This is a genomic window from Micromonospora sp. WMMD1082, assembly GCF_029626175.1.
In the GTDB taxonomy this organism is placed as follows: domain Bacteria; phylum Actinomycetota; class Actinomycetes; order Mycobacteriales; family Micromonosporaceae; genus Micromonospora.
In genome coordinates this window covers 346,112-360,190 of the sequence record NZ_JARUBM010000002.1, presented here as the reverse complement: position 1 = coordinate 360,190, position 14,079 = coordinate 346,112, and the positions used below count along the sequence as shown (strand labels likewise).

At 72.5% G+C, this 14,079-nt stretch carries 11 protein-coding genes and 3 tRNA genes; 9 read left to right on the top strand and 5 right to left on the bottom strand.

Annotated elements, in window-relative coordinates:
• Positions 1-8: 8 nt before the first annotated feature.
• Entirely contained in the window at positions 9-503 is a 495-nt protein-coding gene (locus O7615_RS01755) for a hypothetical protein (protein ID WP_278175377.1), read from the bottom strand.
• Positions 504-1,179: 676 nt separating this feature from the next.
• On the opposite strand from O7615_RS01755, the gene O7615_RS01750 reads away from it, so the two are divergent.
• Positions 1,180-2,103, top strand: a complete 924-nt coding sequence (locus O7615_RS01750; RefSeq protein WP_278175375.1) for a helix-turn-helix transcriptional regulator — start codon at positions 1,180-1,182, stop codon at positions 2,101-2,103.
• A gap of 536 nt (positions 2,104-2,639) precedes the next feature.
• Here O7615_RS01750 and O7615_RS01745 read toward each other — a convergent pair.
• Entirely contained in the window at positions 2,640-4,019 is a 1,380-nt protein-coding gene (locus O7615_RS01745) for a hypothetical protein (RefSeq protein ID WP_278175373.1), read from the bottom strand.
• A 168-nt stretch (positions 4,020-4,187) separates the two neighbouring features.
• Here O7615_RS01745 and O7615_RS01740 point away from each other — a divergent pair, with 168 nt between their 5' ends.
• The 4 genes from O7615_RS01740 (at position 4,188) to O7615_RS01725 (ending at position 5,700) form a co-directional block, all read left to right on the top strand.
• Positions 4,188-4,991 (top strand): fumarylacetoacetate hydrolase family protein, encoded by an 804-nt coding sequence (locus tag O7615_RS01740; protein WP_278175371.1) that lies wholly within the window; start codon positions 4,188-4,190, stop codon positions 4,989-4,991.
• 96 nt (positions 4,992-5,087) lie between these two features.
• Positions 5,088-5,159 (top strand) — tRNA-Gln (locus tag O7615_RS01735).
• Between the two features lie 138 nt (positions 5,160-5,297).
• Positions 5,298-5,370, top strand: a tRNA-Glu gene (locus O7615_RS01730).
• Positions 5,371-5,624: 254 nt separating this feature from the next.
• Positions 5,625-5,700, top strand: a tRNA-Glu gene (locus O7615_RS01725).
• Between the two features lie 123 nt (positions 5,701-5,823).
• Here O7615_RS01725 and O7615_RS01720 read toward each other — a convergent pair.
• On the bottom strand, positions 5,824-6,510 hold the full coding sequence (locus tag O7615_RS01720) for an IclR family transcriptional regulator (protein WP_278175368.1): 687 nt from the start codon (positions 6,508-6,510) through the stop codon (positions 5,824-5,826).
• Between the two features lie 49 nt (positions 6,511-6,559).
• Between O7615_RS01720 and leuC the strand changes: the two genes are divergently transcribed.
• The 4 genes from leuC to O7615_RS01700 all read left to right on the top strand — a co-directional run bounded on the left by leuC (position 6,560) and on the right by O7615_RS01700 (position 11,576).
• On the top strand, positions 6,560-8,005 hold the full coding sequence (gene leuC, locus O7615_RS01715) for a 3-isopropylmalate dehydratase large subunit (RefSeq protein WP_278175367.1): 1,446 nt from the start codon (positions 6,560-6,562) through the stop codon (positions 8,003-8,005).
• A 13-nt stretch (positions 8,006-8,018) separates the two neighbouring features.
• Positions 8,019-8,606 carry a 3-isopropylmalate dehydratase small subunit gene (gene leuD / locus O7615_RS01710; RefSeq protein ID WP_278175365.1) on the top strand — a complete coding sequence of 196 codons (588 nt, stop codon included), beginning with the start codon at positions 8,019-8,021 and terminating at the stop codon, positions 8,604-8,606.
• A gap of 172 nt (positions 8,607-8,778) precedes the next feature.
• Entirely contained in the window at positions 8,779-9,405 is a 627-nt protein-coding gene (locus O7615_RS01705; RefSeq protein WP_347405063.1) for an HU family DNA-binding protein, read from the top strand.
• A gap of 146 nt (positions 9,406-9,551) precedes the next feature.
• Entirely contained in the window at positions 9,552-11,576 is a 2,025-nt protein-coding gene (locus tag O7615_RS01700) for an endonuclease/exonuclease/phosphatase family protein (RefSeq protein ID WP_278175362.1), read from the top strand.
• Between the two features lie 83 nt (positions 11,577-11,659).
• Here O7615_RS01700 and O7615_RS01695 read toward each other — a convergent pair whose 3' ends face one another.
• Entirely contained in the window at positions 11,660-12,538 is an 879-nt protein-coding gene (locus tag O7615_RS01695; RefSeq protein WP_278175360.1) for an NUDIX hydrolase, read from the bottom strand.
• Positions 12,526-14,058, bottom strand: coding sequence for a CYTH and CHAD domain-containing protein (locus O7615_RS01690; RefSeq protein WP_278175359.1), 1,533 nt, complete (start codon positions 14,056-14,058; stop codon positions 12,526-12,528). The genes O7615_RS01695 and O7615_RS01690 overlap by 13 nt, the downstream gene beginning before the upstream one ends.
• Positions 14,059-14,079: the final 21 nt, after the last annotated feature.

Below are 14,079 nucleotides of genomic sequence, written 5' to 3'. Positions count from 1 at the left end.
CTTCGCTGTTACTGGCTGACGCCGGGCGTGGGCGGGTTGGGCGGGCAGCAGGACTCGGCCTCGCCGTGCCAGAACTCCATATCGACCCGGTAGCCGGTCTTGTGCAGCGCCGCGAGTGTGAAGGTCACGGCGGTCCCGTCCATCATCCCCTCGGTCAGGATGGGGATGTGGTGGACGAAGCTCCCGGCGATCTGCTCGCACGCGGCGACGTACGGCACGGTGTGCTGCAACACGGCGTGCCACACCGCGTCCACCGGGAGGGTCGGCACGACTCGGCCGATCGACCCATCCGGCAACGGCATTCCGAAGTCAGGGTTGTCGATGTTGTCGGCGTGCGCCTTCAAGAACACCAAGAACTGCTCGACGGCCCGCTCAGCGTAGACACGGGTGACGTGCCGGTCGGCGGCGAAGTAGTCGACCAGCTTGCCGAACGTCTCGGGGTCGACAAGGGTTCGGGGGTCGGCGGCGACCGTAGTCGCCCTGTCTGTGGCGGTGATAGTCACGATTCTCCTCTTAGCTGTGCGGTTAGCGGCGCTGAGTCCCGCGCCGACTACGGAGATGGGGGTGCCTCCGTGTCCGTGCCGTCCTTCGGTGAAGCGATCATGAAGCCGTGTGACTCGCGGGCGGGCCTGTGCCGGTGGCCCCCTCACCCGCTGCTCGGGTGGACGCGTCGACCTCACCCCCCTCCGATGGGTCGATGGGGCGATTGATCCACCGCATAAACTGGTCGTTCAGTGCGGCGAGATCGGGAGTGAAGCCAAGCTTGACTTTGTCGTCCACTGCTTCCCGCATCGAGAGTGCGAGATAGAAGACCAGCGCAAGCGTGTGTCCGGCGTACTCCCGGAGTAGGGCCAGTTTCGCTGGCTGGCATGGCCAGTGCGCGCCGCAGCTACGACAACGCCAATGAGGGCGGCCCGGGAGGTGCTCGCGCGTCAGCATCGCCGGCCCGCCTCCCGGGCCGCCTGACCAACGGTGCGCAGTTCCCCGGCCCGGTCCCAAATGATCTGTGTTGAGTCGTCCCCTGGCCGCCGGGATCGCCCAGCGGTCAGTTCGGGTGGGCGAGTCAACGTAAGGGGAGCGGTGGGGGACGCGCTGCCGGGCTGCACCGGGGAGTGCGGAGGGTTACACCTTTGACAGATGCACTTGTGCCCACGCCTACGCCGATGACGGCCCGACATCATGCCCCCTCGATTGGTTGAGGGAGGGGCCGCCCGGCCGGTCGCCCCTTGCCGTGCCTCCAACCGGTGCGGGGCGGCCCCTCGTCCGAACGCAACCGCCGGGCTATGCGCCTCCACCGGTCACGCCGTCCTGTGGGGAACACGTTGCCGCTACGCTGGGCCGTGTGTGGGTGGCGCGGCGTATTCAGGGGTATTCACTGTGGATCTGGGGCGGTTACTGAGGGGGGCTCGGCGGGACGCCGGGGTGAGCCTGGGCGCGATGGCTGCCCGAACCCACTTCAGTAAGGGCCATCTGGGCAACGTCGAGTCGGGTAGGCGTGTCGCCACTCCGGAAGTTGTCGCCGCGTACGAGCAGGCGCTAGGGGTGAAGATCCAAAGTCGCGTTGCCGAGCTGACGCGACTGCTCGACGGCGTTTCGGATGTGCCTCGCCCGTCCACGGCGGGAATGGGTGATGTAGTCGCCGTGGAGGCGGCAACGAACATGCTTACGGCGCTAGAGCTTGATCGTGGTGGTGGTTTGGCCTGTGAAATGGGAAAGGGCCAGCTCAGGTGGGCGATCGGTCTACTCGGCGCGAACATGAATGACAGTGTGCGGGAGCGATTGTCCGCCGTTGTCGCCACCTTGGCGAATCGAACGGGATTCAGTCTCTTTGACGCCGGAGATCCGGGATCGGCCGCGAAGCTGTCCCGGCTTGCGTTGAACGCCAGCGAGTCCGCCGGAGACACCGACTTGACTGCGCACATTCTTACGGACATGGCATCCCAGCTGGTCCACCTGGGCGACCCCGCCGGAGCGCTGCGAGTGATCGACATACCCGACCGTGGACTCTCGGCGGTGACCCGCTTCACGCTCCACGGGATGCGGGCGCAAGCACACGGCTCTCTGGGGGATGCCTCGGAGACGTGGCGCCATGCGGCTAGCTGAACGGGCTTACTCGACGGTGAATCCGGAGGATCTTCCGGCCTGTGTCCGGCCGTTCGCGGAAGGGCACGCGGCGCACGCTGATCGAGACACGGGGAACGCTTTGTTTGCGCTCTCCATGCATTCCGGCCGTGCCAGGAATGAAGCAAGCCAGCGCCTGAGCGCTGCTGTCCGCAGTTTTGGTCATGGACGCACCCGCGCCGTTGTGAGATCGCGCGCCCGGCTCGCCTTGTTGCTGGACGCCAGTGGCGAACGGGAAGAGGCGCAAGCGGAAGCGCGCCGGGCGATCACGGCTGGCCGAGCGCTGCGGTCCGCCCGGGTGTCGAGCGACCTGGCAAGGCTACGCAGCCTCGTTGGCGATCCACAAACGTAAAGAGCCCCGGACCTCCGCCTGGCTCTGCCGGTAGACCATCGCCCACCGTGCATCCCGAAACAGCCTCGTGGGCCTCGCGGCGGGCCCGCCAGTCGGCCGCGTCGAGGACGGCGGGGGCGAGGGCGGCGGTCACGGCCCAAGGGTACGACCGCGGCCCGGTCGCCGGTCAGGGCACGTCCACCCGGACCCCGGCGGAGAAGACCCCGCTGCGCAGCTCCAGGTGCTGCGGCGCCTCGCGCCCGTTGATCGTGAAGACCAGCGGCAGCACCATCCGGCTGCCCGCCGCCATCGGCTCGGCGAACACGTCCCGTCCCTGGTTCGCCCGTCGGGTGGCCGGCTCGTCGGTGGTGACCCAGTTGCCGTTGGCCAGGTAGGCCCGTTGCAGCTTGCTGTGCCAGCTCTGATGCTCCGGGGTGAGGTTGCGGACCCCGACGGTCGCCTGGCACTGCCGCGCGCCCCGGCCCGGCTCGCAGACCATCCGGAAGACGGTGAACTCGAACGCGTCCTCGCGCAGCGGCGTCCCCAGCTCACCCCTTGCTCCGCTGCCCTTCCAGGCGCCGTTGGTCGGCTGGCTGTCCGTGTCGATCGCGGCGACCTGCTGGGTGGCCGACCAGGCGGCCGCGCCGACCGTGCCGGCCAGCACCGTCGCGGCCACGGGCACCACCACCCACACCGGAGGCTTGCGCCGTCGGGCCGGCGGGCGGGGAGCGGACGGGCGGGGATAGACCGTGCCCGGCCCGTCCGAGGCCAGCGCGGCGGCCACCGGGCGACGACGGCGTCGCCAGGTGACCAGGCCCACGACGCCGAGCACCAGCACCGCGACCGCACCGATCAGCAGCGCGGGTGCCTGGCGACGCCATCCCGTCGGCTCCGGCCGCTCGGCGGCGGCGGCCCCCGGCGCCGTCCAGGTGGCCGTCGCGCAGTCGTACGGCTGCCGGCCGTCCTTGGCGAAGGCGCACGCCGGCGCGGTCACCGGCCGCTGGGGCGCGGCGGTGCTGAGCGTGGTGCCCAGCGTGGTGGTGCTGCGCGGCGGCAGTTTCAGCCGCCAGGTCACCTCGGTCGACCCCGACCCGCCGGGGCGCGTCTCCCGGCCCCCGTCGCTGATCGCGGTCGCGGAGAGGCCCTGGGGCAGTTCCTGGCGCACGGTGGTGTCCACCGGGGCATTGCCGCGGTTGTGGACCTTGATGCGGTACCCGGGTTCGGCGGTGTTCCGCGGCGTGACCGCCACGCTCACCTCCGGCCGGGCCGCCGGTGAGGCGACCCGCGTCGGGGTGGGCACCGCCGGTGGTGCCGCCGGCATGCTGACCCCGGGCGTGGCGGCCGCGTGGGGCCGTCCGGCCGCCGGTGCCGCCTGGGCGCCCGGTGCCGCCAGGGCCTTCGGTGCGGCCGGGGTGCCTGGGGCCGTGGCCGCCGGTGCGGTGGCCGCCTGGGCGACCGGTGCGATGGCCGGTGCGGTGGCCGCCGGCAGGACCGGCAGGGCGGTGAGGAGACCGACGCAGTGCACGATCGTTGCGAGGGTCCTGTGGTGTCGTCTCGATGCAGGCATACCAACGAACCTCCGCAGCCGACGGTAGGTGCGGGCGCCCGTCGGGCGGGTACGAAGCGGCGAATCCGGCCCGGCAGGTGATCGTCGCCGGTAGGCTGCGACGCCGGTCCGCCGGCGGGACTGGATCGGCCTGGCTGGTCCGGTCCGCGACCGGACTACATTGGGCTGGTGCGTATCGCTCGTTTCGCTCATGCCAAGGGAATGTCGTTCGGCGTCGTCGAGGGGGAGCCGGAGGCGGGCCCGCAGGGGCTCACCATCGCGGAGATCTCCGGCCACCCGTTCGGCCAGATCACGTTCAGCGGTGTCCGTTGGGCGTTGTCCGACGTCCGGCTGCTCTCGCCGATCCTGCCCAGCAAGGTGGTCTGCGTCGGGCGCAACTACGCCGAGCACGCCGCCGAACACGGCAACGAGGTGCCGAAGGAGCCGCTGCTGTTCCTCAAACCCTCGACCTCGGTCATCGGCCCCCGGGACGCGATCCGGCTGCCGGAGTTCAGCAAGCAGGTCGAGCACGAGGCCGAGTTGGCGGTGGTGATCGGCGCGCCGGGCGCCCGGCGCGCGGACCGGGCCGCGGCGGAGCGGGCCATCTTCGGCTACACCTGCGCGAACGACGTCACCGCTCGGGACCTCCAGCGCTCCGACAGCCAGTGGACCCGGGCCAAGGGGTTCGACTCGTTCTGCCCGATCGGGCCGTGGATCAGCACCGGGCTGGACGTCACCGACCTGGAGATCCGCTGCGAGGTGGGGCGCGACCCGGAGGAGATGGAGGTCCGTCAGCTGGGCCGCACCCGGGACATGGTCTTCGATGTGCCGGCGCTGGTGTCGTACGTCTCGCACGTGATGACGCTGCTGCCCGGTGACGTCGTGTTGACCGGTACGCCCGCGGGGGTTAGCCCGCTCACCGAGGGGGATACGGTGAGCGTCCGGATCGAGGGGATCGGCGAGTTGACCAACCCGGTCGTGTCTGCGACCTGATCCCCGTTTTCGCAGCTCAAGCGCCGTTTGGGGAAGTCGATTTGGCCTGCTGGTGCCGGGAGGGTAGAGTTTGATCCCGGCGCCGCAAGGGGCCAATGGGGTATGGGGTAATTGGCAGCCCGACTGATTCTGGTTCAGTTAGTCTAGGTTCGAGTCCTGGTACCCCAGCGCAGCCGAGATTCGTCAAGAATCGAGGTCGCTGGATTCTGGTGGGGTTTGGCGCCGATGCACCGCGAGGGGCTCGGTCGCGAGGTCTGGTAGAGTCCGGTGGCACCGCCTGACAGGTGGTGCCGCGATTTATGTTCTGGCCCCGTCGTCTAGCGGCCCAGGACGCCGCCCTCTCAAGGCGGTAGCGCCGGTTCGAATCCGGTCGGGGCTACAGATTCAGATAACGGCTCGTTCCCGCTCAGCGGGGCCGAGCCGTTTCGCTGTGTTGGCCGGCTCGCTCCCGCAGCCCGGTCCGCTGCCCCGCGTCGCTCGGCGCACCGGTTTCCCCGCACCGTTCACCCAATCGGGTGAACCGCCGCTGGCCTGGACGTGCGGCACCGGCCGACCCCCGGCCGTCGCGAGCCGAACGACGCCGCTAGACTACTGCCGCACCGCCCCCAGGGGCGGTGATCCAGGAAAGTGCCTGGCCCCGTCGTCTAGCGGCCCAGGACGCCGCCCTCTCAAGGCGGTAGCGCCGGTTCGAATCCGGTCGGGGCTACCACTCACCCTCCCCACCCCCTCGCGCTGACGCACGACCACCCTGTTGATCATGAAGTTAGCGGGTCGTTTGGAGATCAAAGCCCCCCGCTAACTTCATGATCAACATGGGTGAGGTCGGGCGGGGTTAGAGGCCGGAGAGGCGTTGGCCGGCTCGGACGACGGCCATGGCGTGGCGTTCTCCGGGGCGCCGGCCGAGGCGTTCGATGGGGCCGGAGATGCTGATGGCGGCGATGACGCGGCCGGTACGGTCGCGGATGGGGGCTGAGACACTCGCCACCCCGGGTTCGCGTTCGGCGGCACTCTGCGCCCAGCCCCGGCGGCGCACCTCGGCGAGGGTGCGGCCGGTGAACTTGGCCCGGGGCAACAGCGGCATCACCGCTTCGGGGGGCTCCCAGGCGAGCAGGATCTGCGCCGCCGAGCCGGCGGTCATCGGCAGCACCGAACCGACCGGAACGGTGTCCCGCAGCCCGCTGGCCCGCTCGGCGGCGGCCACGCAGATCCGCTCGTCCGCCCGGCGCAGGTAGAGCTGGGCGCTCTCGCCGGTGGCGTCCCGCAGGGCGGCCAGCAACGGCTCGGCCGCGGTCAGCAGCACGTCCGGCGCCGCGTTGGCCAGCTCGCCCAGGCGTGGACCGGGGCGCCAGCGGCCCTGGGTGTCCCGGACCAGCATCCGGTGGATCTCCAGCGCCTGCGCCAGCCGGTGCGCGGTGGCCCGGGGCAGCTTGGTGCGTTCAACGAGTTCAGCCAGGCTGGCGCCGTCGACACAGGCGGCCAGGATGACCACCGCCTTGTCGAGAACGCCGACACCGCTCATACTGTGTCCCACAAGCCGAAACTTACCTCCCAGAATTTAGGATGTCCAGATGGTGGGAGTCACTCCTGAGCCGAGGACCCTGGCCGAGAAGGTCTGGGACGCGCATGTCGTCCGGTCCGCCGATGGTGAGCCCGATCTGCTCTTCATCGACCTGCACCTGCTGCACGAGGTGACCAGCCCGCAGGCGTTCGACGGGCTGCGCATGGCCGGCCGCCGGGTGCGCCGGACCGATCTCACGCTCGCGACCGAGGATCACAACACCCCGACCGGGTACGCCGATCCCTCGTTCCAGCAGCGCCGTGGCGACCTGCTCACCATCGCCGACCCCACCTCCCGTACGCAGATCGAGACGCTGCGCCGCAACTGCGCCGAGTTCGGCGTGCGGCTGCACCCGCTCGGCGACGCCAACCAGGGGATCGTGCACGTCATCGGCCCGCAGCTCGGCCTCACCCAGCCCGGCATGACCATCGTCTGCGGCGACTCGCACACCGCCACCCACGGCGCGTTCGGTGCCCTGGCGTTCGGCATCGGCACGAGCGAGGTCGAGCACGTGCTCGCCACCCAGACGCTGCCGCAGGCCCGACCGAAGACGATGGCGGTCACCGTCGACGGCCGGCTCGGCCCCGGCGTCACCGCGAAGGATCTGGTGCTGGCCCTGATCGCCAAGGTCGGCACCGGCGGCGGGCGCGGGCACATCGTGGAGTACCGCGGCGAGGCGATCCGGGCGCTGTCCATGGAGGGGCGGATGACCATCGCCAACATGTCCATCGAATGGGGCGCCAAGGCCGGCATGATCGCGCCGGACGAGACCACCTTCGCGTACCTGAAGGGGCGACCCCACGCCCCCACGGGCGCGGACTGGGACGCGGCGCTCGCGTACTGGCGGACGCTGCCCACCGACGAGGGCGCCCGCTTCGATGCCGAGGTGACCCTGGACGCCGCCGAGATCACCCCGTTCGTCACCTGGGGCACCAACCCCGGGCAGGGCGCCCCGCTGGGCGGGACCGTGCCGGATCCGGAGGCGTTCGTCACCGAGCCGGAGCGGGCCGCCGCCCGCCGGGCCCTGGCGTACATGGACCTGCGTTCCGGCACCGCGCTGCGCGACCTTGCCGTCGACGTGGTCTTCGTCGGGTCGTGTACCAACGGGCGTCTGGAGGACCTCCGCGCCGCCGCCGACGTGCTGCGCGGCCACCAGGTCGCCGACGGGGTACGCATGCTGGTGGTGCCCGGCTCGGCCGCCGTACGCGAGGCCGCCGAGGCGGAAGGGCTGGACAAGGTCTTCACCGACGCCGGCGCGGAGTGGCGTTTCGCCGGCTGCTCCATGTGCCTGGGCATGAACCCCGACACGCTCTCCCCGGGGCAGCGCGCCGCCTCCACCTCCAACCGCAACTTCGAGGGCCGCCAGGGCCGGGGTGGGCGTACCCATTTGGTCAGCCCGCCGGTGGCCGCCGCGACCGCCGTCGTCGGCCGGTTGGCCGCCCCCGTCGACCTGTAGAAAGGGCTGCGACATGGACAAGTTCACCGTGCACACCGGCACCGCCGTGCCGCTGCGTAGGTCCGACGTGGACACCGATCAGATCATCCCCGCCGTGTACCTCAAGCGGGTGACCCGCACCGGATTCGCCGACGGGCTGTTCAGCGCGTGGCGCGAGGATCCGGGATTCGTACTCAACGATCAAGTTTATTCGGGTGCGTCGATTCTGGTGGCCGGTCCCGAGTTCGGCACCGGGTCGTCGCGGGAGCATGCCGTGTGGGCGCTGCGCGACTTCGGCTTCCGGGCGGTGATCTCGCCACGCTTCGGTGACATCTTCCGCGGCAACGCTCTCAAGGAAGGGTTGCTTCCGGTCGAGCTGGAATTGAAAGCCGTCGAAGAAATCTGGAACCTGGTCGAGGCGGATCCGACCACCCCGGTGACCGTCGACCTGACCTCCCGCGAGGTGCGGGCCGGCACCGCCACCTGGCCGTTCCCGCTCGACGACTTCAGCCGGTGGCGGCTGATCGAGGGCTTGGACGACATTGGACTCACCCTCCGGCACGAGGCGCGGATCAGCGCCTTCGAGGCCGAGCGGGCGGCCTTCCTCCCCCGGGTCGGGTAGCCGAACACCGCGATCCGCAGCCGATTCCGCCCCCACCGGTGCCACCGGTGGGGGCGAATCCGTTACGACACAAGGGCTTTTTTCCACCGAATGTTTGTGTCCGGCCAGCACAGGGCATACCGTGCGCGCAGAATGGCTCGCGTCGAGTCAGTTGCACAATCAGGAGGAAGTCGTGAACAAGGCCGAGCTCATCGAGGCGCTCGCCGTTCGCCTGGGGGACCGGAAGACGGCGACGGCCGCGCTCGACGCGGTCCTCGCTGAGGTCCAGGCGGCGGTCACCAAGGGCGAGAAGGTGGCGATCACCGGTTTCGGAGCGTTCGAGAAGCGTGTACGGGGCGCGCGAACAGCCCGCAACCCGCGTACGGGGGAGGCGGTGAAGGTCAAGAAGACCTCGGTGCCGACCTTCCGCCCGGGCGCCGGGTTCAAGGAGATGGTGGCCAGCGGCAAGGTGCCGAAGGCCACGGCGGCGGCGAAGAAGACCGCCGGAGCCACCGCCAGGACCAGCGGTGCCAAGGCCACCGGTGCGAAGAAGACGACCGCGGCGGCGAAGCAGACGACCGCGGCGAAGAGCACCGCAGCCAAGAAGACCACCGCGAGCAGGACCGCGGCGGCCAAGAAGACGACCACGACCAAGGCGACCACCAAGGCCGCCCCGGCGAAGAAGACCACCACGAAGAAGACCGCTCCGGCGAAGAAGACCGCCGGGGCGACCAAGGCGACGGCGGCCAAGAAGACCACGGCGGCCAAGAAGGCTCCGGCCAAGAAGGCGCCGGCCAGGAAGGCGACGACCCGGCGCTGAGCCGGCTGTACGACGAGGGCGCCCGCCGTCACGGCGGGCGCCCTCGCCACGTCTGCCCCACGAGGGCCCGGGAAACGCGGAGTCGTTGACCGCCACGGGGCGCGGCGCCCAGAATCGCCGCACCACCCCTTGGCGAAAGAAGAACCGTGCTAAGTCACCGTCGCCTCGGCACCGCCGCCCTGGCCCTGGGCCTCGTCGTCCTGACCGACGTGCTCCGGGTCTTCCTGCCCTCGGTCATCACCATCTTCGGGCAGGCCGCGTCGACCCCGGCCGAGTTGCTCGGGGCGTTCGCGCTCGGCTGGTTCGTGCTCGCGTTCGCCGCGCCCGCCCTCGTCGCCCGGGTCGGCGCCCGCTCCGTCGGCATGGTGGCGGCGGTGGTGCTCGGCGCCGCCCGGCTCGCCCTGACCGCCGCACCCGGCGGCAACGCCCAGCTCTGGCTGGCCACCGCCGGTCTGCTCGCCGGTCTGGTGTGGCTGGCCGCCACCGCCGCCCGGATCGAGCACCCGGTGCCCGGGTTGGCGCTGGGGCTGACCGCCGGTGCGCTCGGCCACGCCCTGCTCGGCACGTACGACCTGGTCTGGTGGGGGAGATGGGAGGCGTGGGTGGCCAGCGCGGCGGTGGTGACGTTGCTGCTGGCCGCCGAGACGGCGCTCGCCCGTCGCTCCGGCCCGGCCGCCCGATCCGTCGGCGTCGCCGACCCTGCGGTGGTCGCGCCGGACGGTCCCGCCGGTACCCCGGGTCATGGCCACTCGGCGCGGCCCGGTCGCGCCTGGCTGCTCGCCGGGCCGGCACTGCTGCTCGGCGGCATGGTCGCGCTGTCACCGGCGGTCGCGAGCACCGGCATGTCGTTCTGGTACGGCGAGGCCGGCACCGCCGCACCGCCGCCGTTCGCGTTGGCACCGCTGGGCGTCGCGGCGCCGCTGTTCCTGCTCGGTGCGCTGAGGCCGCTGGGTCGCCGGTGGCGTCCGCTGCCGCCGGTGCTGCTGCTGGCCGGTGCCCTGATGTTCGGGTACGGGCCGCCGACGCTGCTCGCCCTCGCCATGCTGCTCACCGCGGCGGGTCTGGGCGGCTGTCTCGCCCTGGCCGGCGCCCCACCGGCACCGGACACCACTGCGCCGGCCACCGCTGTGCCGGACGACGTCACCGGGCGGGAGGCTGGGCGCCGGGCGTACGCGGCGGTCGGCGGGATGCTCGTCTTCGCCGTCGCCGCAGTGGTGTACTACGCCGCCTACGACCTCGGCTACCCCAACGGATGGCTGCCCGCCGTGGTGGCGGCCCTCGCCGGGGTGGTCGCGCTGCGCGGCGTGGCAACGTCCGGAGGTCCCGGCCGCCCGCCGTTCGCCGGGGCGGCCCCGGACGGGCCGGTGGGGCTGCCCGTGGTGCGGCTGGCCGCGCTGGCCGCCGTCGTCGCCTTCGCCGCCGCCTGGCTGCACGGGCCGTGGCTGGTGTCGAGCAACCGGGACGGACCGCCGGAGCAGGTACGGCTGGTGGCGTACAACATCCGGATGGGCTTCGGCCTCGACGGACGCTTCGACCTGGCCGGCCTCGGCCGCGCGGTCGGCCGCGCCGACGTGGTGGTGCTCAGCGAGGTCGACCGGGGCTGGCTGCTCAACGGCGGCCACGACACCCTGGCCCTGCTCGCCGCCCGGCTGGGGATGCCGTACGTCTTCGCGCCGGCCGCCGACCCGCTCTGGGGAGACGCGGTGCTCAGCCGCTGGCCGGTGCAGCGGGCCCGGACCCGCCCGCTGCCCGCCGTGGGGGCGCCCACCGGAGCGCAGGCGCTGGGCGTCACGGTCGACTTCGGCGACGGCGTACGCCTGGCCGTGGTGAGCACCCACCTACAGCCACCGCCCGGCGCGGACCCGGTGGTCCAGGCCCGCGCCGTCGCCGACTTCGCCACGGGGTACGCCGACGGGGCGCCGCTGGTGGTTGCCGGTGACTTCAACACCGAGCCGGGCGATCCCGCGTTCGCCGCGCTCACCGGCGCCGGACTGGTCGACGCGTTCGCCCCCGTACGCCCGCTGCCGACCAGCCCGGCCGACGATCCGCGCACGCAGATCGATCACATCTTCGTCTCGCCCGACCTGGTCGCCACCGATCCCGTCGCGGTGCCGGGCACCGCCAGCGACCACCTGCCGGTCGCCGTCACCCTCACCCTGCCGACCCGGTAGCCCATGGCTTGCCCGGCGGCCCTTGCCCGGCACGCCGCCGATACCGACACTCCGCCGGTGTCGCCGACTACCGGCAGGCGCGGTCAGAGGCGGTCGGCGGCGAGCAGGCGATCACCGGTGAAGGCGAGCAGCCAGCCGCCGCCCTTGCTGGTGCGGTAGTCGCCGCACTGCCCGGCCAGCCGCTCCAGGGCGCCCGGGATCACCTTGCCCTGGCTGCACACCGCCACCGGCTCGCCGGCCGCCGCCAACGCGGCGAGCCGTCCCGCGGCGGCCAGTACGCACTCGTCGGGCTGCTGGCCGGCGAGTGGCTCGTTCAGGTCGCCGTCGACCTCGATCGGCAGGTCCAGCAGCGCGGCGGCCGGGTCGAGGGTCTGCACGCAGCGGCGCGGCGCGGCGGCGAGCAGCCGGGCCGGGTGGATCAGCGCGATCAGCGGTGCCAACGCGTGCGCCTCGGACCAGCCCCGGGCGTCGAGCGGTCGTCCCGCGTCCGGGCCGGGCCAGGTCAGCCGCTTACCGGCGTGGCCGTGCCGGACCAACACCATCGTCGCGCTGACCGGGGGCAGCGCCGCGAACGCGGCGAGCACCTCGGCGTCGTGCGGATAGCTGACCAGGCGTACCGCCTCGTCCACGGCCAGCCAACGCACCTCGTCGACCTCGGTGTCGGGCTGGAAACCGCCGGTGCCCACCGCCCGCATCGACCAGTAGTCGACCACCTTCGGCCGGCCCTCGCTGCGGTACCGCATGCTCGGCAGCCGGGACTCGGGCGCGGCCTGGACGTCGGCCTCCTCGGCCACCTCCCGCACGGCGGCCAGCAGCGCGTGTTCGCCGGGCTCCAGCTTGCCCTTCGGCAGCGTCCAGTCGCCGTAGCGGGGGCGATGCACCAGGCACACCTGCACACCACCGGCCGGCGCCGGCCGCCACACCACTCCGCCGGCCGCCCGGATTTCGGTCACGCCAGCCACCGGGTCCGGCGTCGCCGGGTGGCCCGCCGCCAGGCGTACGGAAAGTCCGCCCGGGCTCGACGGACCGCGGCCCGCTCGCGTTCCAGCAGCCGGCCGGCCGCCACCGCCAGCTCGTGGTCGGTGGGCCGTTCCTCGGCCACCGCCCGCCAGGTCTGCGCGGCCACGGCGGCGTCCTGATGCTCGCCGAGCAGGTTCTGCACCTTCGCCAGCGCCCGGGCCAGCTTCTTCGCGTCGCCGCCGAGCACGGGGGCGACGGCGGTGACCGCCGAACGGGCCTGCTTGCCCTGCTTGCGTACGGTGTGCCACTGCTCGTCGGGCCCGGCCGGATCGAGGCCGGCGACACCGCCCGGTTTCTTCGCGGTGCCGGCCAGTCGCCGCCACGGGCGGGCCACCAGCCGGGGCAGCACCCGGTGGGCCGGCGCCTCCGCGTGGGGGGTGAGCCGTGGCGCGCGAGCGGCCAGCACCAGCGCGTCGACCAGGGCGAGGTACCGGGGGGAGCGCAGTGCCTCGTCCACCGCGGCCAGCGCCTCCTCCTGCCAGCCGGCGAGCACCGCGTCCAGCCGGTCGACCGCCGCCGGATCGACCGGGCTGACCGGGTCGCTGGTCGCGGTGTGGCGTAGCCGGTCCCGTAGCACCTCCGCGTCCCGCGCGGCCCCCAGCGCGTCCGCCAGCCACTTCAGCTCCGCCCGCAGCGGTCGCGCCCACGCGGGGCGGACCAGCGGGCCGAACGTCTTCAGGTCGCTGCGTAGCCGCCGGCAGGCCACCCGCATCTGGTGTACGGCGGTGTCGTCGTCGCCCACCGGCGCGCGGAGCCGGACCAGCGGATCGTGGGCCAGCAGCCGGCCCGCCTCGCGGCGTACCGCCTCGGTGACGACCGCCGCGGCGGTGGGCCGCGCCGGCAGCTCGGCCGGGGCGACCAGATCCGGCTCGGCGGCGGCGTGGCGACCGAGAGCGCGGACGTGTTTGGGGGTGAAGTCCCCGCCCCGCGCACCGGCGTCGCGCAGCAGGTCGGTGAGCCGGTCGAGCAGGCCGGCGTCGCCTCCCTTGCGTTCCACCTCGACCTCGCGGAACCCGCCCGTGCCGGCGCCGTCGGCGTCCAGCAGGGTGACGTGGTCGTCGGCCACCTCGGCGAGCACGTCACCGGCGCGGTCGACGATCTCGTGGTTGTGCCGGACCGTACGCACCACCACCACCGGGGCCAGCGGCGCGCCCCGGTGGTGGACGGTGACCAGGTCGACCAGGTCGGCCAGCACCGCGTCGGTCGGGCCGGCCCGGGAGATCTCGTGCCGTACACCCGGGCTGTCGGTCGGCAGCTTCACCGTCCACGGCAGCTCGTCACCCTGGCGGTGGCGCAGCGAGACGCCGGCCCGGGCCAGCCGCAGGTCCACGGTGTCGAAGTACGTGGCGACGAGGGTCACCGGCGGCAGCGCGCGGACGCTCGCCCCGTCCGGGGCCGCCGGGGCCAGGTCGGGCAGGAGCCACTCGGGCTCCACCGCGAACTTCCGTTCCTCCTCGACCATCAGCTCAGCCTATTCCCACGC

Bases quoted from the DNA above. Each gene is read 5' to 3' on its own strand.
- leuC (WP_278175367.1), top strand. From the start codon at position 6,560: ATGGTGGGAGTCACTCCTGAGCCGAGGACCCTGGCCGAGAAGGTCTGG.
- O7615_RS01690 (WP_278175359.1), bottom strand. From the start codon at position 14,058: ATGGTCGAGGAGGAACGGAAGTTCGCGGTGGAGCCCGAGTGGCTCCTG.
- O7615_RS01750 (WP_278175375.1), top strand. From the start codon at position 1,180: ATGCCCCCTCGATTGGTTGAGGGAGGGGCCGCCCGGCCGGTCGCCCCT.
- leuD (WP_278175365.1), top strand. From the start codon at position 8,019: ATGGACAAGTTCACCGTGCACACCGGCACCGCCGTGCCGCTGCGTAGG.
- O7615_RS01745 (WP_278175373.1), bottom strand. From the start codon at position 4,019: ATGCCTGCATCGAGACGACACCACAGGACCCTCGCAACGATCGTGCAC.
- O7615_RS01720 (WP_278175368.1), bottom strand. From the start codon at position 6,510: ATGAGCGGTGTCGGCGTTCTCGACAAGGCGGTGGTCATCCTGGCCGCC.